The sequence below is a fragment of the Psychrobacter sp. FME13 genome, assembly GCF_014861395.1.
GTDB lineage: Bacteria > Pseudomonadota > Gammaproteobacteria > Pseudomonadales > Moraxellaceae > Psychrobacter.
In genome coordinates this window covers 1-24,259 of the sequence record NZ_RRYV01000042.1, presented here as the reverse complement: position 1 = coordinate 24,259, position 24,259 = coordinate 1, and the positions used below count along the sequence as shown (strand labels likewise).

At 42.1% G+C, this 24,259-nt stretch carries 19 protein-coding genes and 2 tRNA genes; 9 read left to right on the top strand and 12 right to left on the bottom strand.

Annotated features, from left to right (window positions below):
- Nucleotides 1–83 precede the first annotated feature (83 nt).
- From EI164_RS07390 to EI164_RS07375, 4 genes are all read right to left on the bottom strand, one after another.
- Entirely contained in the window at nucleotides 84–554 is a 471-nt protein-coding gene (locus EI164_RS07390) for a restriction endonuclease subunit S (protein ID WP_192519338.1), read from the bottom strand.
- Complete coding sequence (locus tag EI164_RS07385; RefSeq protein ID WP_192519337.1) at nucleotides 551–2,134, bottom strand: type I restriction-modification system subunit M; 1,584 nt, start codon at nucleotides 2,132–2,134, stop codon at nucleotides 551–553. The genes EI164_RS07390 and EI164_RS07385 overlap by 4 nt, the downstream gene beginning before the upstream one ends.
- A gap of 136 nt (nucleotides 2,135–2,270) precedes the next feature.
- Nucleotides 2,271–4,061 carry an N-6 DNA methylase gene (locus tag EI164_RS07380; protein ID WP_192519336.1) on the bottom strand — a complete coding sequence of 597 codons (1,791 nt, stop codon included), beginning with the start codon at nucleotides 4,059–4,061 and terminating at the stop codon, nucleotides 2,271–2,273.
- 40 nt (nucleotides 4,062–4,101) lie between these two features.
- The gene (locus EI164_RS07375) at nucleotides 4,102–4,287 is read right to left on the bottom strand and encodes a hypothetical protein (RefSeq protein ID WP_192519335.1); all 186 of its coding nucleotides are present in this window, start codon (nucleotides 4,285–4,287) and stop codon (nucleotides 4,102–4,104) included.
- A 1,049-nt stretch (nucleotides 4,288–5,336) separates the two neighbouring features.
- Here EI164_RS07375 and EI164_RS07370 point away from each other — a divergent pair.
- The 3 genes from EI164_RS07370 (at nucleotide 5,337) to EI164_RS07360 (ending at nucleotide 8,306) form a co-directional block, all read left to right on the top strand.
- Nucleotides 5,337–6,476: a leucine-rich repeat domain-containing protein gene (locus EI164_RS07370; protein ID WP_192519334.1), complete on the top strand. Its 1,140-nt coding sequence runs from the start codon at nucleotides 5,337–5,339 to the stop codon at nucleotides 6,474–6,476.
- 223 nt (nucleotides 6,477–6,699) lie between these two features.
- Nucleotides 6,700–7,242 carry a peroxiredoxin-like family protein gene (locus EI164_RS07365; protein ID WP_192519333.1) on the top strand — a complete coding sequence of 181 codons (543 nt, stop codon included), beginning with the start codon at nucleotides 6,700–6,702 and terminating at the stop codon, nucleotides 7,240–7,242.
- A 269-nt stretch (nucleotides 7,243–7,511) separates the two neighbouring features.
- Nucleotides 7,512–8,306, top strand: coding sequence for a YdcF family protein (locus tag EI164_RS07360; RefSeq protein WP_192519332.1), 795 nt, complete (start codon nucleotides 7,512–7,514; stop codon nucleotides 8,304–8,306).
- Nucleotides 8,307–8,342: 36 nt separating this feature from the next.
- Here the strand turns inward: EI164_RS07360 and EI164_RS07355 are convergent, their stop codons facing one another.
- The 7 genes from EI164_RS07355 to rsmH all read right to left on the bottom strand — a co-directional run bounded on the left by EI164_RS07355 (nucleotide 8,343) and on the right by rsmH (nucleotide 17,791).
- Nucleotides 8,343–9,269 carry a putative RNA methyltransferase gene (locus EI164_RS07355; protein ID WP_192519331.1) on the bottom strand — a complete coding sequence of 309 codons (927 nt, stop codon included), beginning with the start codon at nucleotides 9,267–9,269 and terminating at the stop codon, nucleotides 8,343–8,345.
- A gap of 170 nt (nucleotides 9,270–9,439) precedes the next feature.
- Nucleotides 9,440–10,558, bottom strand: coding sequence for a phospho-N-acetylmuramoyl-pentapeptide-transferase (gene mraY / locus EI164_RS07350; protein WP_192519330.1), 1,119 nt, complete (start codon nucleotides 10,556–10,558; stop codon nucleotides 9,440–9,442).
- A 3-nt stretch (nucleotides 10,559–10,561) separates the two neighbouring features.
- Nucleotides 10,562–12,028 carry a UDP-N-acetylmuramoyl-tripeptide--D-alanyl-D-alanine ligase gene (locus EI164_RS07345; protein ID WP_192519329.1) on the bottom strand — a complete coding sequence of 489 codons (1,467 nt, stop codon included), beginning with the start codon at nucleotides 12,026–12,028 and terminating at the stop codon, nucleotides 10,562–10,564.
- A gap of 97 nt (nucleotides 12,029–12,125) precedes the next feature.
- Complete coding sequence (locus EI164_RS07340; RefSeq protein ID WP_192519328.1) at nucleotides 12,126–13,790, bottom strand: UDP-N-acetylmuramoyl-L-alanyl-D-glutamate--2,6-diaminopimelate ligase; 1,665 nt, start codon at nucleotides 13,788–13,790, stop codon at nucleotides 12,126–12,128.
- Nucleotides 13,791–13,873: 83 nt separating this feature from the next.
- Nucleotides 13,874–15,979 carry a peptidoglycan D,D-transpeptidase FtsI family protein gene (locus EI164_RS07335; RefSeq protein WP_192519327.1) on the bottom strand — a complete coding sequence of 702 codons (2,106 nt, stop codon included), beginning with the start codon at nucleotides 15,977–15,979 and terminating at the stop codon, nucleotides 13,874–13,876.
- Nucleotides 15,976–16,461 carry a cell division protein FtsL gene (locus EI164_RS07330; protein ID WP_192519326.1) on the bottom strand — a complete coding sequence of 162 codons (486 nt, stop codon included), beginning with the start codon at nucleotides 16,459–16,461 and terminating at the stop codon, nucleotides 15,976–15,978. Before EI164_RS07330 ends, EI164_RS07335 begins: the two co-directional genes overlap by 4 nt.
- Before the next feature lie 223 nt (nucleotides 16,462–16,684).
- Nucleotides 16,685–17,791: a 16S rRNA (cytosine(1402)-N(4))-methyltransferase RsmH gene (gene rsmH / locus EI164_RS07325; protein WP_192519325.1), complete on the bottom strand. Its 1,107-nt coding sequence runs from the start codon at nucleotides 17,789–17,791 to the stop codon at nucleotides 16,685–16,687.
- Between the two features lie 336 nt (nucleotides 17,792–18,127).
- Between rsmH and gltX the strand changes: the two genes are divergently transcribed.
- The 6 genes from gltX (at nucleotide 18,128) to EI164_RS07295 (ending at nucleotide 23,887) form a co-directional block, all read left to right on the top strand.
- Nucleotides 18,128–19,654, top strand: a complete 1,527-nt coding sequence (gene gltX, locus EI164_RS07320; RefSeq protein ID WP_192519324.1) for a glutamate--tRNA ligase — start codon at nucleotides 18,128–18,130, stop codon at nucleotides 19,652–19,654.
- A gap of 143 nt (nucleotides 19,655–19,797) precedes the next feature.
- On the top strand, nucleotides 19,798–20,163 hold the full coding sequence (locus tag EI164_RS07315) for a hypothetical protein (protein WP_192519323.1): 366 nt from the start codon (nucleotides 19,798–19,800) through the stop codon (nucleotides 20,161–20,163).
- Nucleotides 20,164–20,403: 240 nt separating this feature from the next.
- Entirely contained in the window at nucleotides 20,404–22,389 is a 1,986-nt protein-coding gene (locus tag EI164_RS07310; RefSeq protein WP_192519322.1) for an oleate hydratase, read from the top strand.
- Nucleotides 22,390–22,639: 250 nt separating this feature from the next.
- Nucleotides 22,640–22,715: transfer RNA gene (locus EI164_RS07305), tRNA-Ala, on the top strand.
- A gap of 149 nt (nucleotides 22,716–22,864) precedes the next feature.
- Nucleotides 22,865–22,940, top strand: a tRNA-Glu gene (locus tag EI164_RS07300).
- Nucleotides 22,941–23,233: 293 nt separating this feature from the next.
- Nucleotides 23,234–23,887 (top strand): LysE family translocator, encoded by a 654-nt coding sequence (locus EI164_RS07295; protein ID WP_192519321.1) that lies wholly within the window; start codon nucleotides 23,234–23,236, stop codon nucleotides 23,885–23,887.
- A 177-nt stretch (nucleotides 23,888–24,064) separates the two neighbouring features.
- Here EI164_RS07295 and EI164_RS07290 read toward each other — a convergent pair.
- Nucleotides 24,065–24,259, bottom strand: a 195-nt coding sequence (locus EI164_RS07290) for an IS3 family transposase (protein WP_192519320.1), incomplete at its 5' end; no start/stop codon positions are given.

The window sequence follows — 24,259 nt, the reverse complement described above, 5'->3', positions numbered from 1 at the left end:
TAATTGCTTATTGCTGGTTTCCCTATAAACCCACCATCAAAAATATGCCTCAGCAAGGGCAGGTGGCTACATTGTAAATAGTATCAATGAGTTACAATGTGGCTTATCCCGAACTGGGGTTTTTCTATTAAATCATCATAAGCAGATAAGATATTTGCGATTTTTTGTTGGGTTAGTAAAGATGGTATTTTTATTTCAATAGGTTTTAACCAACCATGAGTTAAAAGTGGTTGGGCAGACCCTCCAGCATACCAGTTCAAATTTAGTAATGACATGTAGTAGTTCATGAATGCCAAACTAAAGCCCTCTTTAGACTTAACAACAATTGTATTATCTGATGCCCAAAAAGGTTCTTTAGGCATAAAGAGTGCACCGCAATATGCTCCAACTCTTCCTATAACAATTCCGCTATCAAACAAAGACTTCTCAGCAAAGCCTATTATTCCGTTTGAACCAAACGCTTTAATTTCACCATCACCGTTTGGCTTAATCTTTTTCCCATTATGGAAAGTAAATACATCTTTAAGCTTTAAGCTTTCCCATTGTTCATTCATAATTCAACCCCCTGAACCTTATCCATTAGCTCGTTCGCTTCAGCATTTAGCTCTGTAAGTTCCTTTCGTATTTCTGCCATACGCCCCTGATAATTAAAATCCATATCAACTTTAATACTTGCTCCCACATATCGCCCTGGCGTTAGGCTATAGTCTTGTGCTTTTAGATCATCTAAATCAACTACCTTGCATAAGCCTTCAACGTCAGCATACGTGCCATCAGGGAAATGCTTAGTAAACCATGAGTTATCTTTACTGACGCCTAAATCCTCACCTCTAAAAGCGTTAACTAAAGCGGTTAAGCCTTCTAGCTGCTCATCACTAAAATCATGTTTGATAGTATCCGGAATATTAGAATAAGTATTTCTTGCATCAATCATCAAAATCTTATCTTTATTTTTAGCTTTTTTATCTTTGTTAAAGAACCATACATGACACGATAATGTGCGAGTATAGAAAAAGTTATCAGCAATAGACACAATACACTCGACGTCGCCTGTCTCTATTAATTGCTGACGTATAAGCTTCTCAGCATTGCCTGCATCCGTTGCTGAGGATGCCATAACAAAACCTGCCCGACCTGACTCATTCAGATAACTGTGAAAGTACTGAATCCATAAATAGTTACCGTTACCTATCGTTCCGCCTTTAGTCAACGGTGCGCCAAACGGCAAGCGAGCATCTTCTGTTAGAAACTTATTCTTACCATCGATACCGCTCACGTTGAATGGTGGGTTTGCCATCACAAAATCACATTTACCAGTGAGGTTATGCGGATTGGTATAAAAACTATTGCTCTCAATAATAGCGCCTTCAATGCCATGGACAGCAAGGTTCATCTTAGCTAGCTTAGTATTATTATTCTTAAGCTCTGTACCGTATACCGTGATGGCTTTATTGACGCTTTTATCTGGGTTATGATCTCGAATGAAATGAGCCGTCTGTACGAACATACCACCAGATCCACAAGCTGGATCATGAACGACACCATGATCTGGCTGTATAAAGTTAACGATTAAATTAACCAGTGATGGCGGTGTGAAGAACTCGCCCCCTTCTTGTGCACCCGCGCCTTGCATGGAGAACTTCATTAAGAAGAACTCATAAATACGACCAAAGATATCGCCTTTGGCTTTTCTTACTGCATCTTTATTAAACACACGCACAAGGTCACGCAATAGCTTACTATCAAATGCTTGATAGTTTTTGGGCAGTATTCCTACTAAAGAAGGGTATTCTACTTCGATTAGCTTCATCGCATTGTTGATGGCCTCAGCGATATTCTCACTTTCAGGTAACGCTGCAAGGTAGTCATACTTCGCCTTTTCAGGCAGTAGAATAGATCCTTTGGCGACAAAGTCATCTTTGGTTACTTCGCGCTTTTTTCCAGTACGAGGGTTGATAGGTAACGACTCTTCGATACTACCCTTAGCTTCTTCATATCGGTTCTGTACAAACCTTAAAAACACCAAGCCTAATATAGGGTCTTTATATTCAGCGGCAGTAAGCGTTGAATTCGCACGCAAATTATCAGCTGCGCCCCATAGGTCGCTTTCGAGCTGTTTGATTGAAATATCCATGAACGGTTGTTTTCCTAATCTATATTTGAATGATTACTGCTTGTATGTTGCACTATAAAAGGTAAGCTGATCATGAAAGTTAAAACCACATCAGCATACCTTCTATCGTACTAGCTTGGACAGTATGATTTGAATTTTAGAGTTTCCAAAGCTGATCTTGTCGTGCTTGCTGTTCTAATAGTAGCTTTTGGATGGTTTGCTGAGTCTCTCGGCTCTTATCTACACACTCAATTGCCTGTTCTTGCTCATCATCAGACGGTACTATAACAGGTATCTGCTTGAGCTCTTTTAATGATATATTGGGTATAGTAGCCCCTTTAACTAGGCTAGCAATTTGAGTTTGCCCAATATGCGATTTTAGATAAGCATATAAAACCTTTGGATTCACTTTATCAGAGATTGGCCTTATCACTATCGCTGATCGATTCACCATCCAACATCCATCACCTGTCGTTGGTACATCTTCGGGAACAATACCAAGCTTACCAGCAGAACCTTTTAGAATGAAAATGATATCATTTGGCTGTAAAAAACCTGATTGGCTCTTCGTGCGCTCTGACTCTGATATGTAAGCCTCTTTGGTTGGTGTAGAGATATCACCAATGTCGTTTAGTTCACTAGCGCCCACTTCTAAGACAGTATAGTCACCTTCCTCTGGCTTAACAGATAAGCCACGCTCAAAACGGACAATACTATCAAGAGTGACTGTCTTTGCTTCTTCAAGAATTTTATTGACCGTCTTTTCCTCTGGATCTAACAGGTAACGCCCAGCATCTAGACGATATTCTTGCTCTTTGAGAGTCAAGGCTGACACTGTGGTTGCGCAAGCTAATTGCTCATCAGATGCTAGGTTCTTCAAAGCGATATCTATATTTCTCAAGCTTAGTAATCGCTTGGTTGTCTTTCTAATAAACTCTTCACCAGTTACGTCTACAAATCTTACCGATTGGTTATGACCGTTCGGCTCAATGAGTAACAATGATGTTTTTACAGCAGTTCCTGTCCAGATCCCTGACGGTAGGGATATAACTGCTTTCAGCATACCGTTAGTAACTAAATGCTCTCTTAAGTCTTTTTCCATAGTGGAATACAAGAATCCTTCAGTCACTGAGACAACAACGGTTTCACGACATTGTTTAAGCAAATGCAAAATATTAGCTGATTCAACCTTCTTAGTCGGTATGATAAATCGATCATAGCTATCGATATTATCAGAAATATGCTTTGGTACTGTTGCGCCCATCGGTGAGAAGCTAACACCATAATCGAAAGTCTTTAATTCGTTCTTGGACTTTGTATAACTAGGTTTATCCAATGCATTAGAATATGATATCTCAAACCTATTTTCGCTCATCAACGATAAAGCATCTGCTATCATTCCTGACTGATTGATTGTCTCATAATAAACACCTTCAGACTCCTCGCTAACTATAGTAACTAGAGGAAGTGAAGCAGGTGACATTAGATAGGTTGTCTTACCACTTGTATCACCTAATAATGCATTTACTAGCATATATACGCTAAAGTCTGTAAAACCTTCACTAGTCGATAAAGTGAAGTTTGAAATAATCGTTCTGATTGAATCAACTGCTGGGCTCTCTAGAGTGATGTCTTCATACTTCAACAACGTATTTATTGCGCTATGAAGAAATGGTAATGGCAGATCCTCTAGAGCATTATCGTATGAGAAAGCCCGCTGTATTTGGCTATCCTCACTTGCGTTAAGAGCCTCCACAAGCGCTAGCCACTCGCCTTTATACTCTGCTAAACTTTGACTTAGCTTTAAACCCTTCGGAAGCTTGTCTTCTTTTGATAACACTAAGATTGTTATTAGCTTTAATGCGACCTCATTGTGTTTTCTAATACCATACTGATGCATTAGATCATATAAGCTTATGACCAGCTCTTTAGTTTTATATTTTTGCATAAGATGAAATTACCTTTAATTTTTAGTATTGAAAGACATGCTATTTAAAAGCAAGTCTTCGATCATAGCTGTCTAAGTTATAGGTAGTAATCAATGTACCGCTTTCAGAAACAACGACTACCCCACCTTTTTTCAAAATATTCTTTAGCGTCTTAATAGCCGTTTGAATCTCTTTGACATCAAGATCTGCACCAGAACTTATTTTCTCATAACAGCTTAGTTTCATCTTACTCTCTCCCTTTTACACGCTAGAAGAAACTCCAATTCTACGAGTAGTTCTTTTGCGCGTTGTTTGTTCACAATGACCTTATCCCCGTCTACTTCTCCGAAAGCCATAACAATATCTAGTTCGGCTTTACCTATAGCCCGTTGACCCATCCTCGATACTAAATGCGTTGAAACTTTCATCAGAATTTCCTTGCGATCATTATTTGATGCAAGTAGTGTCTCATAGAAACTTAATGGTGTAAATAGTATTGATATAATATTTTTATATTTTATATATAATTTTTTAGATATTGGTGGCTTTATAACTCTGTCAATAGGCTTATCTTCAGTTATCAAGCAAGGCTGTACTGGGTATTACCTAGATTATGAGAGGGTACGTTTAGAGAAGTATTTAGTAGACAAGGGTGATTTTATCGCTTTATATTTATAAGAAAAACATATCATTATTTGCATGCACAGTAAGAATTAGACGTGCTTCTTTGTCAGAAGGTCTCTTGGGTTGCTTAAGGCGGTAGTAAATAGTATTAATCAATGAGGTAGAAAAATAGATATACTAGAAATGGTTTTTTGGTGATAATATATGTTTGAAATTAAATAGCTGATTGGAAATATCTTGATACAATTAATCGAGAGAAAATCCCATTATTTGCCTTGCCTCCAACACTGTGGCGCTGTTGGTCTATTTGATGGTCTAATATGTATTTAAACTATTATAATTATAAGTAAATAAAGCACTTACATATAAAGTTAGACTTCCTCCTTCACCGCCAATCTTAGCTCTTCATAACAGCTGCCTAGTTTTCCTATCTTGTCCTACCCCACCCTAATCCTTGTAAATCTTTATTAATAACGCTTCTAGCGTTTTTTTTATGTCTGCTGTTTTCCCAACTCAGCCCAACGTGACTCATCTATATAGTAAAAAACATGCTTATATACTTATTCAGGATATCTAATGGCATAAGTAAATCATGAGACTGTATAGTGGTTAAGTAATATGATTTAATTGAAACAATATCTCAATGCACTCTTTGAAAGTTTAGGAAATTTATGCCTCATAATGATACTGAGAAAAATTTAAGTGAATTTCAAAGTCCTGCAGAGTCCAGTAATCACTATGATAAGCTCAACTTAATCCTAACTGAGCGTAAAGCTAGCGAGTTAGTACTCGATGATGTTTGGATGCGAAAAATTTGGTTGTGGGCGGATAGTTGCGACATTCCTGATGACGTGATACCTCAAGATAAAAAAACTTTGCTAGCATTAAAAAGCATCGTTCTAGAAGCTCAAAACGTGACTAAGTTACCAGAGAGTATCGGACAGCTCAAGAATTTAGACCGGCTTGATCTAAATTATAACAACCTCAACGCGTTACCTGAGAGCATTGTACAACTGCAAAACTTACTTCAACTTGGCCTCAATGGTAATTGTATTGAAGCGTTACCAGTTGATATTGGGCAACTGAAAAACCTAAAAACACTTGGCCTCACTGGCAACAATATTACCGTGCTACCGAAAAGCATTGGGCAACTCAAAAGTTTAACGCAGTTGACGCTTGGTAGTAACACCCTTAATGAACTACCTGAAAGCATCGGACAACTTCGGGACTTGACTTATCTTTCTCTTTTTGACAACAATCTCACCTCTTTACCCGACAGCATTGGGCAGCTTAATAACTTAACTTGTTTATTTCTTGCTGATAACAATTTAAACGCATTACCTAAGAATATTGGGCAGATTGGAAACTTAGCGACACTGACGCTTAGTGGCAATAAAATCAGTACATTACCCGAAAGCTTGGGGGAGCTTAATAACCTAACTCAGCTGACTCTCAGTGATAATAACCTTAATGAATTACCTACTAGTATTGGACAACTGCATCGTTTAGAGATACTGAATCTTGATAATAATAACCTCAATGAGCTACCTGAAAGTATCGGGCAACTTGGCAACTTGACTAAACTGGTGCTTAGCGACAATAAGCTCAGCGAATTACCTACGAGCATTGGAGAGCTTAATCGTTTAGAAATACTGGATCTTTCTGATAACGATTTGAGCGTATTGCCTGAGAGTATCGGGTATCTAGACCAGTTAAAAACTCTATATATTAAAGGCAATAATATTAAAAATCTTCCGGAAAGTATTAAGCACAATAGCGATTTGTGTATTTATGACGATAACGGCCTGTGAAATAAGGCGCGCGACTTTGTGAGTCACTGTGTCTAGGGCGCAGCCTAATTTTGGGAATGAACCAAAGATAAAAAACAACGCATGTCATAAAACCTTGCACTCACTAACAAAAAGCCAACTTCATTATTGAGCATTTATTTGTAGTATCAATACTCATCATTTTGAACGATCAATCAAATTCAATGTGTAAATTTTTTAAACAAAAATGATAAGGATAAAAACGATGTCAACAGACTATACTCAAAAACTCCATGCCGGTGTAAAATTCCCAGACATAGACGTAACCATGCTAAACGGTGACGTCAAACCATTAGGAACTCCCGAAAACGGGCACGATTGGAAACTGGTTGTCGTTTATCGTGGTAAGCATTGCCCAAAATGTACGCAATACCTCACTCAGCTTGAATCCATAAAAGAATCATTTGCTAAAGTAGGCGTTGATATCATCGCTGTTTCAGGCGATAGCAAAGAGCAACTAGAGTCACACCTAGAAGAGCTAGATATTAACTTCCCTATCGCGTACGGTCTGACCATTGAACAGATGCACACGCTAGGTCTATACATCTCTGACCCACGCTCAGCAAAAGAAACCGACCATCCATTCGCTGAACCAGGTCTATTTGTTATCAATGCAGAAGGGAATATTCAGATTCTCGACATCTCAAATGCCCCATTTGCCCGTCCAGACCTAGAAGTCCTCGCTGGTGGCTTAGCATTTATTAGAAACCCAGAAAACAACTATCCTGTTCGTGGTATGCATCGCTAGAGATTACTTAAATAGGGCGTATTGAACGTTCAACACGCCCTAGTAGTTTATAAATATCTTTCAAAAAAAGAGCTCCCAATCTGGTGAGCTCTTTTTTTGTGCTAATTGATTTTGCGCTAATTGATGACGTTCTAAAAAATTTAGCTGTAATAGACAAAATTCATAATCTATCCATCTATAATAATGTACGGCTATGATAATCTTAGATTTGGCACTTTTAAAACTATTATCCAATATATTGATCATCTACATACAAGCGTATTTTATCTATGTCCAAAACACTACTCATCACCACTCGTACCATTTTGACCATTATTGGTCTCGTGATTATTATTGATTGCGTGGCGTTAATGGCTGTCGGTAAAATTAACTTTGGCTCGGTAGTGCCTTTTCTAGTGGGTAGTGTATTTGTCGCTCATGGACTATTTTGGCAGGCCATTCGCAGGTTTTTTAGCCGAAACCCTTGGTTAAATCGTTTATGGTATGCACTGTGGGGCATATTCGTACTTTGGCTCATCAGCTTTGTAATATTTATCTACTCCTTACAACAGCAGATTAAACTCAGTCAGCAGCCTGCACCTAGCGTTGCAGCCATTATCGTATTGGGTTCAGGAACAGTCGCAGGCAAACCCACACCAACCCTCGCCAAAAGATTGGATACGGCTGTACCACTAATAAAGTCACAACCCAATGCAGTGGTTATCACCAGCGGTGGCGTTGGTTTTCAGCGTACACGTAGCGAGGCGGATATCATGGCAACATATTTATATGAGACCCATGGCATAGAATTTGAACGCATATCACAAGAAGGTAAAAGTACCAGTACAGAGGAAAACTTAGCCAATAGCCAAGCAATACTAGAGGAAAAAGGGCTCTCTATAACTAACCCTATCGCGATCGTCACCAGTGATTTTCATACCATTCGCGCAGCGAGTATTGCTAAGCATCAAGGTTATCAGCAACCTATCACCGTCGCTAGCCCTACGCCCTTATCTATTCGCTATAATGCATGGTTCCGCGAGTATTTTGCCTTTGTGAGTGGTTGGCTATTGGGAGAGTATTGATACTAGCTGTCTATAAACTACCATGACTTATCATCGCTACTTTTTCGCTGTCTTTTGCAAAACATAAACCACAAATTTTGCTTCAGTATGAAATGCGTTTTTTTCCACTGCTGTCAGAAGCGCTTGTCTTTTCTCGCTACGCGCACGATATGCATAAGGTGTCATGGTCATTACATCAGCCAAACCACCTGCTGATAGCGTCAGTTCTGTATTGATACGATAAGTATCCATCAATGTGAAGTACGGTGCTAACTCCATTAAGAATTTATCAGAATCATGCTCACGAACATCATCAAATAAGGCATCACGCATCGTCGCCAGATGTCCTACATCAGGCTTGGCAATGATTAAATAGCCATCATCAGCCAACACTTCAGCAAAAGCCTCTGGCAAAATGGGACTAAAAATACTACTGATACCGGTCACACTACCCGCGCGTAACGGTAAGTGCGCAGCACTGGTTACCAATGGGTAAATCGCTGTCGACTGAGTAGCTGACTCTTGATCCTGTTGATACCATAGTGTGCTTTTAGCTTTACTGCTCCTAGCAACCTCCACCACGGCAGGTTTGCTGATGTCTGCTGCGATGAGCGTATTCATAACATCCGAACCCAGTTGTGCCATCGACTGGGTGTAATACCCTTCACCGCAACCAATATCCAACCAATTTACCTGCTCAATTGGCGATAACAACGCTAGCATTTTTTGGCAAATCAAGTCATTTAACGGCTGATAATGTCCTGCATCTAAAAACCGCTTGCGCGCTTCAATAGATGCTTGGCTATCTCCCGGTGCTTTGGATTTTTTTTGTTGGACTGGTAGCAGATTGACATAACCCTGACGTGCCACATCAAACGGATGATTGGTTTGCTTTGGATTTAGGCTACCATCACAGCGCCACGTATCAGGAGCAGGTGTTAAAGGTGACTGGCAAAGCGGACAAATAAACAAGGACACAAGCATCTCAAAGTCATAACAATATATTGCACATTTTACCAAAATTCAGGCTTACCAAGTAAATAAAACCTAAGATAAGACATGCGACAAAGCAGCTCATAAAAAAGCCACCTCAAATGTATTTGAAGTGGCTTTTAAATGAAAGATATCAACTTCTACCAATCGTAACGACTGTCTTAACGTAGCTTCAAGGTCATGAGTCCCAAAATCACGAGGATAATAGCGATAATCCAGAACCTTGTGACCACTTGGGTTTCTTTCCAGCCAATTTCTTCAAAATGATGATGCAGTGGCGCCATACGAAAGACGCGTTTTTTGCGCAGCTTATACGAGCCAACTTGTAGCATGACAGACAATGCTTCAGCGACAAACAGACCGCCCATAATGGCAAAAGCGATTTCTTGGCGAGTCATCACCGCAATCGTACCCAGCATCGCGCCGAGAGCAAGCGCACCCACATCGCCCATAAACACTTGCGCCGGATGAGCATTAAACCATAAGAAACCCAGCCCTGCCCCAACCATCGAGCCGCAGACGATAATCACTTCAGAGTTATAAGCGATATAAGGCACATGCAAATAATCAGCAAAGCGTACATCACCTGAAACATAGGCCATGGCACCCAAACCCGCTGCTACCAACACCACTGGCAAAATAGCCAAACCATCCAAACCATCGGTCAAGTTGACAGCATTGGATGCGCCATTAATCACAAAATAAGTAAAGATGATAAAGCCAATACCAAATGGCACTGCCGAAAACGGAATCACCCAATCTTTAAAGATAGGAATCAACAAATCCTGCATCTCACGCGTGGTATTGATATCTGGCTGTAGCGTGGCTATGTAGTATAAAGACCCTCCAACGAATAGAGCGCCCATCGATAACCAAAAATATTTTTTGCGCGCGATGAGACCTTTGGGATCTTTATATTTAATCTTTAGCCAATCATCTGCCCAGCCAACCGCACCGAAGATCACCATGACCACGAGTAAAATCCACACATAGGGGTTATTTAAACGCGCCCATAGCAGTGTCGACACGCCAATCGCGCTCAAAATTAATACCCCACCCATGGTCGGAGTACCAGTTTTGGCCAAATGTGATTGTGGACCATCATTACGAATGGCTTGACCGTATTTCAATGCTCGTAGATGCCGAATGACCGGCCCACCAAACATCATACTAAAGGCAAGCGCGGTCACAACCGCAAGTAACGCCCGTAGCGTCAACGAAGAAACCGCAGAAAACGGCGTATAATACTGGCCAAGCCAGCCAAACAACCAAACTAACACCGCCTACTCCTCGACTAGCGCATTGATAAGTGTTTCCATCTGCATGGAACGAGAGCCTTTAAACAACACAGTACAAGGCTGAGCCTGTTGCGCTTGTAAATACGGCTGTAAATACTGTAACAAACTGTCTTTATCAGCGAATGCATGGGCACTGATATCAGAAATCTCTTTTGCACCTGCTACAGTATAAGGCGCATACTCACCCACACACAGTAAAGCATCAATACCCGTGGTCGCTATCGTACGTCCCAAACTTTGATGTTCGCTAACTGCCGCATCACCCAATTCAGCAATATCACCTAAAACCATGACTTGCGTCCCTGTTTGCGCTGCCAACACTTTGGCAGCTGCACGGACTGAATGCGGGTTGGCATTATAAGTGTCATCAATCAATCGATGCATGCCGAGCAGCTGACTGTTCAAACGACCTTTGGCTGGACGGGCATTTTCAAGCCCAATGACAATATCGTCTACCGCGATATTTAAGGCATGAGCGCATGCTGCAGCTGCCAAAGCATTATTGACATTATGCTCTCCTGCTAGCGGCAAAGTGATATCCTGTACTTGGTTACCAATATGTAGCTTAAACTCACTACGTTCGGGCTCGACATCTAAATGGCTCGCACTCACATCCGTATTACCAAAACCAATCACATGTGAGGTATGCGTCTCCGCGATACGGCGCAATTGATTGGCAAAGTCATCTTTATCAGGCACGATAGCAAACTGAGTATCGGTTAATGTGCTATAAATCTCTGCTTTGGTCTGGCAGATACCTTCACGGCTACCAAACTCACCCAAATGCGCAGTACCGATATTTAGGATACAAGCCACATCAGGCTGAACAATCTCAGTTGTATAAGCAATCTCACCAATATGGTTAGCGCCCAACTCTAAGATGGCATAACGATGATGATCAGATAACTCAAGGAGCATCATCGGCACACCCAAATCATTGTTTAAATTACCACGGGTAATCAAGGTTGGTGCCAATCTGCCAAAGATACTACCAAGCATCTCCTTGCAGGTGGTCTTACCGCTAGATCCTGTAATCGCAATCACAGTGAGGTCGGTATGCTGCTGACGACGATAGGCAGCCAACTGCCCTAACGCGAGACGAGTGTCACTTACTACTAGCTGTGGAATATTATTTGGATCAGTGATAGTGATAGGCCGCGACACGATAGCAGCCACTGCACCTTTTGATGCAGCCAAATTAATATAATCATGGCCATCAAAGTTATCACCGCTGAGCGCTAAAAATATATCACCTGCTTTTATCGTCCGGGTATCAGTGGCAATACGGTTACTACTGACCGCATCTTTTGATAGCACTGTCTGCCCTGCGCTTATTTTTTCTGGTGATAGCTGCCAATGACCATCAAGCGATGCTGTCGCGGCAAGTAGATTATCCACTTGCCAGACATACAGCCCTTGCGCCTGAATGGTATTATCGTCGTCGGCTGTCATAGTGATTACCTTATATGATGACTACTTAGTTTTTATAAAAATCAAATCTTCAGATACTGATGAGGCCGTCAAAAATATTGAGACATATGCCAACTTGCTATGCTCGTCCGGCTTGCTCTAGTGTTTGCCGCAATACAACACTGTCATCAAAATCATAACGAATATGGTTTATTTCTTGATAGGTTTCATGACCTTTACCAGCGATAACGACGATATCGTCAGCCGCTGCATGACAGACGGCATATTCAATTGCTGCTTGACGAGCAGGTTCGATATGGGTTCGCTGATATTGTTCTGTACTCATTCCTGCTTGCATATCTTGCAAAATCGCACTGGGATCTTCTGTACGTGGGTTGTCCGCTGTCAATATGACACGGTCTGCACCTGATAGTCCTGCTTGTGCCATCAATGGGCGCTTGCCTGTATCACGGTCGCCACCACAGCCAAACACGGCCCACAACTGGCCTTTGCAATGCGTTTTTAAACTGGCTAGTACTTGGCTGAGCGCGTCAGGCGTGTGCGCATAATCCACGATAAAACAGCCATCATTCGAAGGCACTCGCTGCATACGACCCACCGCACCTTGCAACTTCGGTACCACTGTGGCAATACGATCCAAATCAGTTCCTAAAGCAACCACAGCACCAATAGCAGCAAGCAAGTTTGCCACATTAAAACGTCCCAATAATGGACTGATAATATGTGTACGGCTCTGGCGTTCACCACCAAAATCAGCACACAAACAAACTTCAACACCTTGTAAGCTCGGTTTGATTTCAGTCGCTACAAAAGTTGCTGCTTTTGATGGATCTAAACTATAAGTCCAGACCGTTAGACCGCTGGCATTTGCTGTATCGATCATCACCTGCACATACTCATCATCGATATTAATAATGGCATGGGTCAAATCAGGGAAATGTTTGCTATCAAAAAGCTTGGCCTTTGCCGCTGCATATTCTGCCATATCAGCATGATAATCTAAATGGTCGCGACTCAAATTGGTATAAATCGCCACAGACACGGGCATGCCTTGCAAGCGCTGCTGATCTAACCCGTGCGAGCTGGCTTCCAAGGCCAATATCTCAGCGTTCTCTAAACCCATTTGATATAAAAATTGCTGAACAGCCAAGGCGTCACCAGTGGTATGACTGGCTTGTTGCAGCGCACCAAGTCGACCATTACCTGCTGTCCCCATCACGGCACTACTCATGCCCGTCAGCTGTGTTAATTGTGCTACCAATTGACTGATCGTGGTTTTGCCATTGGTACCCGTTACCGCAACGACATCGGGTAAATCGACTGGTTGCTGATACTGCAAACGCGCTTGAATCAAATCACCTAAAAAATCACGGATATTCGGGACATATAGCACTGGACACTTTAACGCCGCTAATGACTGCTGCTCGCTAGGGTCATCAATCATAGCGAGTAATATGACAGGGTCTATTTCTGATAGGATAAAAGCCGCATTTTTAGCGGCTTGATATAGGTAATCACGACTTTTTTGATCATTTTCAGTCTGGCTTTTTAATAAAACAAATACATCACCTGTCTCTAACTGACGACTATCTAGACGAAACTGCTGAAATGGGGTGTTGATCGCCATGTCCGTATGGTTAGATGTATCTTGAATCGCTATATGTGCTTTAGATGCCGCTACTATCGCCATTGATAACTGTTGTAAACCATGTTTGCCACTGTCACTAGATTGAATCAGCTGTTGCAAGGTAACAGTCGTATTGTTGGGCGATAAGATAGTCATCGGCAAATCCTAAACGGTTAAAACAAATTAAAGAGTTAAAGGTTAAATATTAAAAAACATTCATGAACCAACATCTAAGATCATCAATTTTCAGTTTTTAACGGCTTATCCAATGGTACATTATATAGGCGTAGTGCCTCTTTCATAACATTATGAAAGACTGGAGCGACTGTCAAACCAGCATAAATCTGACCACGTGGATCTTCGATCAGCATCACGCCGACGAGCCTTGGATTGGACGCAGGTGCTATACCAGCAAAGACGTTACGATATTGATCGCTATAGTAACCACCGTCTGGATTGATACGACGCGACGTTCCTGTTTTACCCGCGACACGATAACCGTCGATAGCGGCGGCTTTTGCCGTACCACCTTGCTCAGTGACACTTTCCAGCATTTGAACAATCGACATCGCTTGTTCATGCTCCATGATACGTTTGCTTGGCTGCGCCTTATCATCTTTGATTAATGTCAAAGGATGCATCACCCCACCTGCAGCCAATGCTGAGTATGCTTGCGCTATCTGTGCCACAGTTACTTGTAGACCATAGCCATAACTGACAGTTGCACGCCTTGCCGTTTCTTTTTCTTTTGGTGTGACAACCATACCTTTGCCCTCACCAGGGAATTGAAGTGGTGTCTTTTCACCAAAGCCAAACTGCCTTTGCATATTGCTGATAGCATCAGCTGGTAACGACAACGCAATCTTAGTAGAAGCGACGTTACTAGATTTCTGCAACAACGTAGCCAAATTAATCATGCCTAAGTTATTATGGTCACGAATAGTATAGCCACGCACACGAATAGATCCAGGATTGGTATCAATTAAAGAAGTAGACGTATACTTGCCAGAATCTAAAGCAGCAGCAACCGTAAATGGCTTCATGACTGAGCCAGGCTCAAAGACATCCAATACTGCTCTATTACGCTGATTTTCACCGGTCATCTCATTCAAATTATTTGAGTTAAATGATGGCCAGGTCGATAATGCAAGTACCTCACCCGTTTGTACATCGACGATCATCCCTGTCGACCAACGTGCCCTCTGTAAGCGCCCTGCTTTTTCTAGTTCTTTATAGAGTAAGTACTGAAGACGCGAATCAATAGTCAATGCCACGTCTTTGCCAGGAACTTCTGGCTCAATTTGTTTGATCTCTTTCAGGCTGTTCTGTTTGGCATCTTTTAGTACCAATACTTGACCATCCTCGCCCGCCAGCTCTTTCTCGTACTGACGTTCGATTCCAGCACGACCTTCATAGCCACCATCAGGGTCATTGGCGTTTTGGCCCATAAATCCAAGCAATTGCGAGTTCGGTTGTGGCTGCGGGTAATAACGCTGAAAGAAGCTTTTTTCATAGACACCAGGAAAATCAAGCGAACTGACACTCTGAGCAATCTCAGGCGTGACTTTGTTCAATAGTGGTAGATAATGCGATCCCGGACCAGACGGCAGTACAGCCTTAACCGCTGCTTCATCGGTAACATCTATACTGTCATCGATTGCAGTGACTTTTTCTAGCTTACTGACTGAAATATTCGCTGCCGCAGCCAGTTTGGTTAAATCCATACCATCTAAGCGCTTTTGCATACGAGCAATCAGTTGTGGACTATCAGGATTGGTCAGAATAATACGCTTGAGCTCATAATATTCGCGAGCATAATCATGTGGGCTGAAAGAAACGGTGGCTAGTGGTGCACTGACAGCTAACGGTAAGTTATTACGATCTGTAATCATGCCACGATAGGATTTTTGTGTGCGTGTGCTGGTAATGAGCTCATCGCCTTTATCTTGATAGAACTGCGCATTAGCGACTTGTAAATAGTAAGCTCGTGCGATCAGTAAGCCTAATATAATAAGTGCAATAGCCCAAATAGTACGAAAACGGTTTTTATCCTGATCGAAGCCACCACGCGAAGAAGCCCCTGACGCCTTGCCCAAAAACCCTCTTTTGCTTTTTTGGTTTTTAACGCTGGTATAAGCACCTTCTGTATCATTCTTTTTTAGACGATCAAATAACTTGGCTTTACGGTTGCCAGATCCTTTACGTTCAGCCTTACTGCTGGTTTGCCCAGATTTAGCCGCACTTGCAGGACGCAATGGTTTGGTGACTTTGCCACTAGCAGGTTTTTTTCTAGGCGTTTTCGCAGTGCCCTTGCCTTTTGGTGCATTGGATTTTTTATCACTCATTGTCCTGCCTCCTCTGAGCCAGAACTAGGCGACGTATCTGCATCTGATTCATATACATCTGAACTATCAGTGGCGTCATCTACATCTGGCTCGTCAACAACTGGCACTAGCGCAGTCGATGCACCTGGTTGAATAATGAGTTTGTCTTTGAGCGTCGGTGAAAACATACCTAACTCAGATACTGCCCGACTGGCGATTTGCGGGGTCGCACTAAACGTCTGTTGCTCAATGAGTAAACGTTGGTGTTCAACTTGAAGCTTGCGCTCTTGCTTTTTCATGTCTTGCAAGGTTTTATAATCCTGATGGTATTGCTGGACGCCTTCGGCAGTTTTGATACCGCTCCATATAATCGCCGCTGCTAGCAGCAAGAGCACCACCACATAAATGCTAACCACATTAAATCGGCGCACAAACAATTCGCCGATATCGGGGTTATAAGATGATGCAGCGCGACGGTTTGTCGGTTTGTCAGATATTGCCATGACGATCTCAAAAAGTGAACTTCAAAATGTAAAAAGCGATAATCGTCTATGAGTGATAAAAACTCATTAGCCGTCAGCACCATCAAAATGTAAACAAACAAGAAAGCAATTGCCGAGCCTATCAGATAATGTTTACAGCTTTTTAACAGCTGCGTAAGCATTAAGACAACCCGTCACGTGCTAGAAACAACACATGTCCTAGTACTTATCACTTAAGTAAGAGTTATTGCTCAGTAACAGGTAGGTAATCGACATCTGTACGTGTTGCCAGTCGCAACCACGCACTACGCGAGCGTGGGTTTTGACTGGTTTCTGCTTTGCTTGGACCGACGCGTTTTGGTTTACTAAAATAACGCGGGCGATTGGGCGGCATCGGTAGGTTTTCGTCTTCTGGATACTGACCTTTACTATGCCGCTGCAAAAACTGCTTGATACGGCGATCTTCTAACGAATGAAAACTAATCACGGCTAGCTGTCCGCCTGACTTTAAAATAGGAATGCTTTGCTCCAAAAAGGCATCAACATCACCAAGCTCATTATTAATAAAAATTCGCATGGCCTGAAAACTTTGGGTCGCTGGATGTTTGCCACGCTGCCAGTTCGGATGCGCAACTTTGATAACCTCTGCCAACTCAAGCGTCGACTCATAACTGTCCATCTGTTTGATGGCACGGGCGATACGGCGGCTATGACGCTCCTCACCAAACTCATAAAGCACATTGGCCAACGTTTCATCATCGACTGTTTCTAGCCACTGGGCGACTGACTGTCCACGACTGGTATCCATGCGCATATCGACCGCGCCATCACGCATAAAACTAAAGCCACGACTGCCATCATCGATTTGCGGTGAGGAAATACCCAAATCCGCCATTAGCCCGTCCACCTCAGTAATGCCCATCGCAGCTAAGCTGTCCGTCAGTGTCGCAAAGCTGTCATGAACCACTTTTACGCGGCGATCAGTACTTGCCAGTTCTTGAGCCACGCTAATGGCTGTCGGATCTTTATCAAAAACAATCAGCTGCGCATCATCGGCAAGTTGACTTAATAATAACCTGCTATGACCACCGCGCCCAAAGGTGGCGTCGACATAGATACCGCTTACCTTCAAGCTATTTTGGTCGTTATTGCTTTTATCATCACTGCCTTTACCCTCGCTGCCTGTTTGCTTAGGCAGGGATTTGACACCCAACACTGCCGCGACTGTCTCTGGTAAAAGTACGGCATCATGAACAAAACTTAATTCATCAGAGTGGGTATCGTCAGCAGTTTCAGAATGATTTACGTTAGATAGTGGCTTTTTTTCTGGCTTATTATTTAATAGTGACACAAACGACTCAGTAGATGGCGACCATATTGGCCAGTAATAGTAAAAAATCAGATGAAAATAAACAAGTTATGTCTTGCCTAGCATTATTATCGCAAGGATATATCTGTAGTCAAGCGCTAGACGGGCTTTTCATTAAAAATATCCCATCTCTCTGTTATACTAGCGCTATATTTTACGCTATTTTTTGGCTTTGACAGCTATTGTTTCATCTGTATTTTTGCAAATATTTCATTCATATTTGTCATATATATTTATCATTGCGGTTTTTTATTACCCTCTTTCATTGCTAGACTCGTTAACCAATACATTTATCAATAAACACACTCTGAGATTCTTATGACGCAACCATCGACCCAAGCATCAACGCGCCCTATTCGTACTCGTATCGCGCCTTCACCAACTGGCTTTCCTCATGTAGGCACAGCTTATATTGCACTATTTAATTTAGCCTTTGCTAAAGCGAATGGCGGCGAGTTTATTTTGCGTATCGAAGACACTGACCAAACGCGCTCAACCGAGCAATCTGAACAAATGATTTTGGATGCGCTGCGTTGGGTAGGCCTCGATTGGAGCGAAGGTCCAGACATCGGTGGTCCACATGCCCCTTATCGTCAAAGCGAACGCGGCGATATCTACAAAAAACATGCTGAGCAGCTGCTAGATAGTGGTCATGCCTTCCGCTGTTTTTGTACCAGCGAAGAGCTAGATGCGATGCGTGCGGCACAAATGGCCAATGGCGAGACCCCTCGTTACGATGGCCGTTATGCCAACTTATCACGTGAAGAGTCAGACAAAATGGTCGCCGATGGCAAACCATACGTCATTCGTATGCATGTACCAACCGAAGGCATTTGCCAAGTACATGACATGCTGCGCGGTACGGTTGAGATTCCTTGGGCACAGGTAGACATGCAAGTGCTGCTCAAAACTGATGGCATGCCTACTTATCATCTGGCCAACGTCGTCGATGACCACTTGATGGAAATCACCCACGTTATGCGCGGCGAAGAATGGCTAAACTCTGCACCTAAGCATCAACTGCTGTATGAATATTTTGGTTGGGAGATGCCTACCCTTTGCCATATGCCATTGCTGCGTAACCCTGACAAATCAAAGCTGTCTAAGCGTAAAAACCCAACCTCTATCACCTACTATCGTGATGCAGGCGTGTTGCCTGAAGCGCTGCTCAACTACCTCGGCCGTATGGGCTACTCGATGCCTAATGATGCTGAGCAATTCACTCTAGATGAGATGATTGCCAGCTTTGATATTCAGCGTGTGTCGCTCGGCGGTCCTATCTTCGATATCGAAAAGCTCAACTGGCTAAATAGCGAATGGCTACGTGCACTCACGCCTGAGCAACTAAAAAATAAAATCCTAGAATGGGCCAGCAACAGCGATAAGTTAACGGCTATCGCAGCAGCGATTCAGCCACGTATTGAGTTACTGTCTGATGCAGTTAATTGGGGTGGTTTCTACTTCCAGAACCTACCTGATATCACTGCTGAGAGCTTTACGCATAAAACGCTCACACCTGAGCAAATCATCGAGATGCTGCAGTTCGCGCTTTGGAAGCTTGAAGTGCTACCAACGTGGTCAGAAGAAAACATCTATGCCACGCTAAAAGGTCTGGCCGCTCACCTCGATATTAAGATGCGCGACTTTATGGCGCCGTTCTTTATCGCTATCGCTGGTAGCACCTCATCGACGCCAGTCATGAACTCTATGGCAATTATCGGTGCTGACATGACGCTGACTCGCTTGCGTCATGCGGTTGATGTATTAGGTGGCCTTGGCAAAAAGAAACTGAAAAAGCTAGAGAAACAAGCGGCTGAGTTACCGGATTTTTTGGCTGCTGAATAGTTTAAAAGCTGAATGACTTATCTGCTAAATAACCAATGAGCTAAACTTGTCATATTTAGAAGGGTCAGGCCAGTTCTGACCCTTTTTTATTCTTAATCAACATCACTACTCTCATACGATTAAACCTCTTAATTGGAGTCAAAATGGCCGCCAAAACCGTCACGATAGAAAGCAAAGATTATGTCTTTAATACCCTAAAAGAAGCACAGAAATACTATGATGCGATCGTAAAAGAGCTTTTTGACGCAAAACTCACCCTGACAACAGGCCAAGATTTTGACGATTTAAAATGGATATACACCACTTACTGTGGCTATACCAAGCATAACCTAGGTAAATTAAATGCGTTTGAAATCACTGGCTTCAAAGGTGTCAGAACCGTCAGAGAAAAAGGCGGACAGTATGTCCCTACTGAGTGCTGTGTAATCCTATTTTCTGATGGCAGCGAAGAAGAGTTTTTTACCGACAAAGCCATCAAAGAAATCGCTCTCAAGCAAAACCCGCGCTAGTTAGTACTCATCACGGTAATTAGTGCTCATACATATGATTCGATGAATGCGATGCCACCAAATCTAGCGATATTCAGGCATCGCACATCAAAAACATTAAAATTGCTCATAAAATCAATCTGATAAAAAATGTGAATACTATAGTCTAAAACTGTAGTGTTAGAAGGTAGCCATTAGGCGTATTATTAAGTTGTCATCAAGTAATAATTCATTTTATTTAATCCATAATGGAGATAAACAATGAGTGATAACCAAAATAACCTTAATGAAGACTTAGCATTTAATAATCACAATAATAAAACCAATAGCTTTACACATCAGCCTGATGCTAGTAGCACTTATTTTCATAACAGCCCCTCGCAAAGCCTACCTTTCGCGGACAAAATCGGTAACTATCAGCGCAATATCGGCAGACCGACTGACGCCTATCAAGACAGTAAAGTATACATTGTGGGTAGTGGTATCGCAGGGCTAGCAAGTGCCTACTACAGTATCAGAGATGGCAAAGTTCCTGCAGAAAACATCACTTTGTTAGAGAAGTTAGACATAGCGGGTGGTTCGCTAGACGGCAAAGGTACAGCAGAAAGCGGTTATATGGTTCGCGGTGGTCGCGAGATGGAGTTTACTTACGAGAATTTTTGGGATTTATTTCAAGACATACCCGCACTTGAAATGCCTGAGCCATACAGTACGTTAGATGAGTATCGCATTGTCAACGACGATGACCCCAACTATTCTATTGCTCGTTTACTACATAATCAGGGTGAGATAAAAGATTTTAGCTATTTTGGCTTGGCTAAAGCAGACCAGCTAGCAATCATCCGACTACTACTAAAACGTAAAGAAACCTTGGATGATCTGACTGTTGAAGATTACTTTAGTGAGCGTTTTCTTAATAGTAACTTTTGGACGTTTTGGCGGACTATGTTTGCCTTTGAAAACTGGCATAGCTTGCTAGAATTAAAGCTTTACATGCATCGGTTTTTGCAGGACTTAGATGGTCTGCATGATATGTCTGCGCTGGTATTCCCAAAATACAACCAGTACGATGGTTTCGTCCTACCATTACGTAACTACTTGATCGAAAAAGGCGTCAACTTTCAATACGACACGCTAGTGACCGACTTAGACATTGATGTTGATGTTGATGTTGATGTTGATGGTACCGCTGATGACACTGCTAAAAAACAAGTTCGCACGATTATCGCTCAAACAGCTGGCAAACCTGCCAACATCTCAATAACGGATAAAGATTTTGTCATTGTTACCACAGGCTCCATGACTGAAGACACCCGTTATGGCGATAACGAGACCTCACCAAAATTAGACTTCAATAAAGACACCATGGGTCAATCATCTGGTTGGCAACTTTGGAATAACTTAGCAAAAAAATCTACAGTCTTTGGGCATCCTGAAAAATTCAATACTCATGTCGATCAGTCTTCTTGGATGTCAGCGACATTGACCTGCAAGCCTTCAGCGCTGACGAATAAGCTTAAAACCTTGTCGGTTAATGACCCCTACTCTGGTAAAACAGCCACAGGTGGCATCATTACCTTTACGGATTCAAACTGGCTCATGAGCTTTACTTGTAACCGCCAACCACATTTCCCTGATCAGCCAAAAGACACTTTAGTGCTTTGGGTATACAGTTTACTGATGGATAAAGAGGGCAATCATGTTAAAAAACCTATGCCTAAATGTACGGGTAGCGAGATTTTAAGCGAGCTTTGTTATCATTTGGGAATCAGTAGTGAGAGCGATAATGTCATAGACAATACCATCGTCAAAACGGCATATATGCCTTATATTACCTCAATGTTTATGCCTAGAGCCAAAGGCGATCGCCCTGATATTGTACCCAAAGGCTGTACCAATTTAGGACTGGTAGGACAGTTCGTCGAAACCAATAATGACGTGGTGTTTACCGTCGAAAGCTCTGTTCGCACGGCTCGTATTGCTGTTTACTCATTACTTGATGTCAAAAAACAAGTGCCCGATATTGATCCTTCACAATATGATATCCGTCACTTACTGAGAGCGGCGAACACGCTCAATGATGGTAAAGGCTTTATTGGCGAAAGCATATTACGTCATCTCCTCAAAAACACTTACTATGAGCATGTCCTGCCGCCATCTGACTCAACAAGTAATAAAGACGATAAACCCAGTAACCATTTACTCTCTCAACAGTGGGAAGCTATCAAAGGGCTGTGGAACAAATAACGCTATTAAGCTGGTTTTAATATTACGGTTATCTTGTATAGCCGTGATATTTTTCTGCCTCTTTTTGGCTCACTATCAGCTTATATTCATCATAAAACAATAGAATAAGATTAGGGCCTGTCCTCAATTTAGACTATAAATGGCCTAAAAATGGTTAAATCATTATCTTTATATGAAAAAAACCAATTATTTTAAAAATAGTAGTTGACAAGGCTGCCGCTCTTACATAAAATACGCACACTCTTAGCGAGGGGCTATAGCTCAGTTGGTAGAGCACTTGCATGGCATGCAAGGGGTCAACGGTTCGACTCCGTTTAGCTCCACCATGCTATTTATAGCAAAGATTAACATCAACAGATGCTACATTATCAATACTCGCTAAAGTACGATATCAGCACCTAGGCAATGCTTATTTATAATAAGCCATCTGATATTGTGAAGTACCGTTGTAACCCTTAGTTATGACACTCTATGCGTCCCCATCGTCTAGAGGCCTAGGACACCGCCCTTTCACGGCGGTAACGGGGGTTCGAATCCCCCTGGGGACGCCACTATTCGGCGTCACTTATTAGCACTTTTGCTTAGCATCAGGTTAGACTAATAAGCGAACAATAAAAAATCCCAGTCATCATACGGTGACTGGGATTTTTTATGTCTATTGGTTTCTTAACACCCTCTATTCCGCTGTCGTTAGCTTATTATTAATAGCTGCTAGCATACTGCTAATAGCGCTATTGCCAACTTATCTAATACTCGTTACTATCGATCTAATAAGCGTGTTTATAAAGTGCAGCCACATACGATAAATGATGAGGCTTAGCGTGACTAAAGGGAAGTGATTGCAATGTTTGGTATCGAAAATTATCTAGGGTTTATCTTAGCGGCGATTTTATTAAACCTAACGCCAGGCACTGACAGTATCTATATTATTACTCGTAGTGTCTCACAAGGACAGACCGCTGGGTTTCACTCTGTACTAGGCATTACCTCAGGTATTTTGGTACATACGCTATTGGCATCCTTAGGATTATCAGTATTGCTCGCCAGCTCACCAATGGCATTTATGATCGTTAAATACATTGGGGCGGCTTACTTGTGCTATTTGGGTCTAAAAATGCTGCTAAGCAAAAACTCAAGCTCGATAGCAAATAGCTTAGCTAGCGACCAAAGTATTGCCAGCAATCAGAATAAAGAAGGCTGGAAAACTTATAAACAAGGCGTATTAACCAACGTGTTTAATCCGAAGGTCGCGCTATTTTTCCTAGCCTTTCTTCCCCAGTTTATTGACTCTAGCTATGCTTATGGCATGTTGTCATTTTTGATGTTGGGCATTACCTTTGCTATCACTGGTTTTATCTGGTTTTCTTGTCTGTCGCTGTTATCGTCACGCTTTAGCAAAAGCCTGCGTGAAAAACCGTCTATCGAAACTTTATTAAACAAGATTAGCGGCATAATATTTTTTGGTTTGGGTATTAAACTGCTGACCGAGAAGGGTTAAGCATCTTAACAGCGAAAAAGTTATTTCCATAAAAAATCCCAGTCATCATACGGTGACTGGGATTTTTTATGTCTATTATTTCTTATATAGGGTGTAATGGACAAAATTCATGCTAGCGTAGAGTCTAACGCTATATACTGAACCGCCCCGACTATATCGGAGAGTGGATTGCTTGAGTCAGGCAGCTTTGTCTGACTCACAAAGACTATCATAGTATCGTCTCTCAAACTCAAAAGGCGACACATAACTAATCGTACTATGAATGCGAGTTTTGTTAAACCAATCGACCCATTCTAGGGTTGCTAATTCAACATCGTTCACACCTTGCCACTGCTGTTTTAAATATTCAATCACCTCTGTTTTATAAAGCCC

Excerpts from the sequence above, each read along its gene's own strand:
- EI164_RS07390 (WP_192519338.1), bottom strand. The coding sequence starts at position 554 with ATGAATGAACAATGGGAAAGCTTAAAGCTTAAAGATGTATTTACTTTC.
- EI164_RS07385 (WP_192519337.1), bottom strand. The coding sequence starts at position 2,134 with ATGGATATTTCAATCAAACAGCTCGAAAGCGACCTATGGGGCGCAGCT.
- EI164_RS07380 (WP_192519336.1), bottom strand. The coding sequence starts at position 4,061 with ATGCAAAAATATAAAACTAAAGAGCTGGTCATAAGCTTATATGATCTA.
- EI164_RS07375 (WP_192519335.1), bottom strand. The coding sequence starts at position 4,287 with ATGAAACTAAGCTGTTATGAGAAAATAAGTTCTGGTGCAGATCTTGAT.
- EI164_RS07370 (WP_192519334.1), top strand. The coding sequence starts at position 5,337 with ATGCCTCATAATGATACTGAGAAAAATTTAAGTGAATTTCAAAGTCCT.
- EI164_RS07365 (WP_192519333.1), top strand. The coding sequence starts at position 6,700 with ATGTCAACAGACTATACTCAAAAACTCCATGCCGGTGTAAAATTCCCA.
- EI164_RS07360 (WP_192519332.1), top strand. The coding sequence starts at position 7,512 with ATGTCCAAAACACTACTCATCACCACTCGTACCATTTTGACCATTATT.
- EI164_RS07355 (WP_192519331.1), bottom strand. The coding sequence starts at position 9,269 with ATGCTTGTGTCCTTGTTTATTTGTCCGCTTTGCCAGTCACCTTTAACA.
- EI164_RS07345 (WP_192519329.1), bottom strand. The coding sequence starts at position 12,028 with ATGACAGCCGACGACGATAATACCATTCAGGCGCAAGGGCTGTATGTC.
- EI164_RS07340 (WP_192519328.1), bottom strand. The coding sequence starts at position 13,790 with ATGACTATCTTATCGCCCAACAATACGACTGTTACCTTGCAACAGCTG.
- EI164_RS07335 (WP_192519327.1), bottom strand. The coding sequence starts at position 15,979 with ATGAGTGATAAAAAATCCAATGCACCAAAAGGCAAGGGCACTGCGAAA.
- EI164_RS07330 (WP_192519326.1), bottom strand. The coding sequence starts at position 16,461 with ATGGCAATATCTGACAAACCGACAAACCGTCGCGCTGCATCATCTTAT.
- gltX (WP_192519324.1), top strand. The coding sequence starts at position 18,128 with ATGACGCAACCATCGACCCAAGCATCAACGCGCCCTATTCGTACTCGT.
- EI164_RS07315 (WP_192519323.1), top strand. The coding sequence starts at position 19,798 with ATGGCCGCCAAAACCGTCACGATAGAAAGCAAAGATTATGTCTTTAAT.
- EI164_RS07310 (WP_192519322.1), top strand. The coding sequence starts at position 20,404 with ATGAGTGATAACCAAAATAACCTTAATGAAGACTTAGCATTTAATAAT.
- EI164_RS07295 (WP_192519321.1), top strand. The coding sequence starts at position 23,234 with ATGTTTGGTATCGAAAATTATCTAGGGTTTATCTTAGCGGCGATTTTA.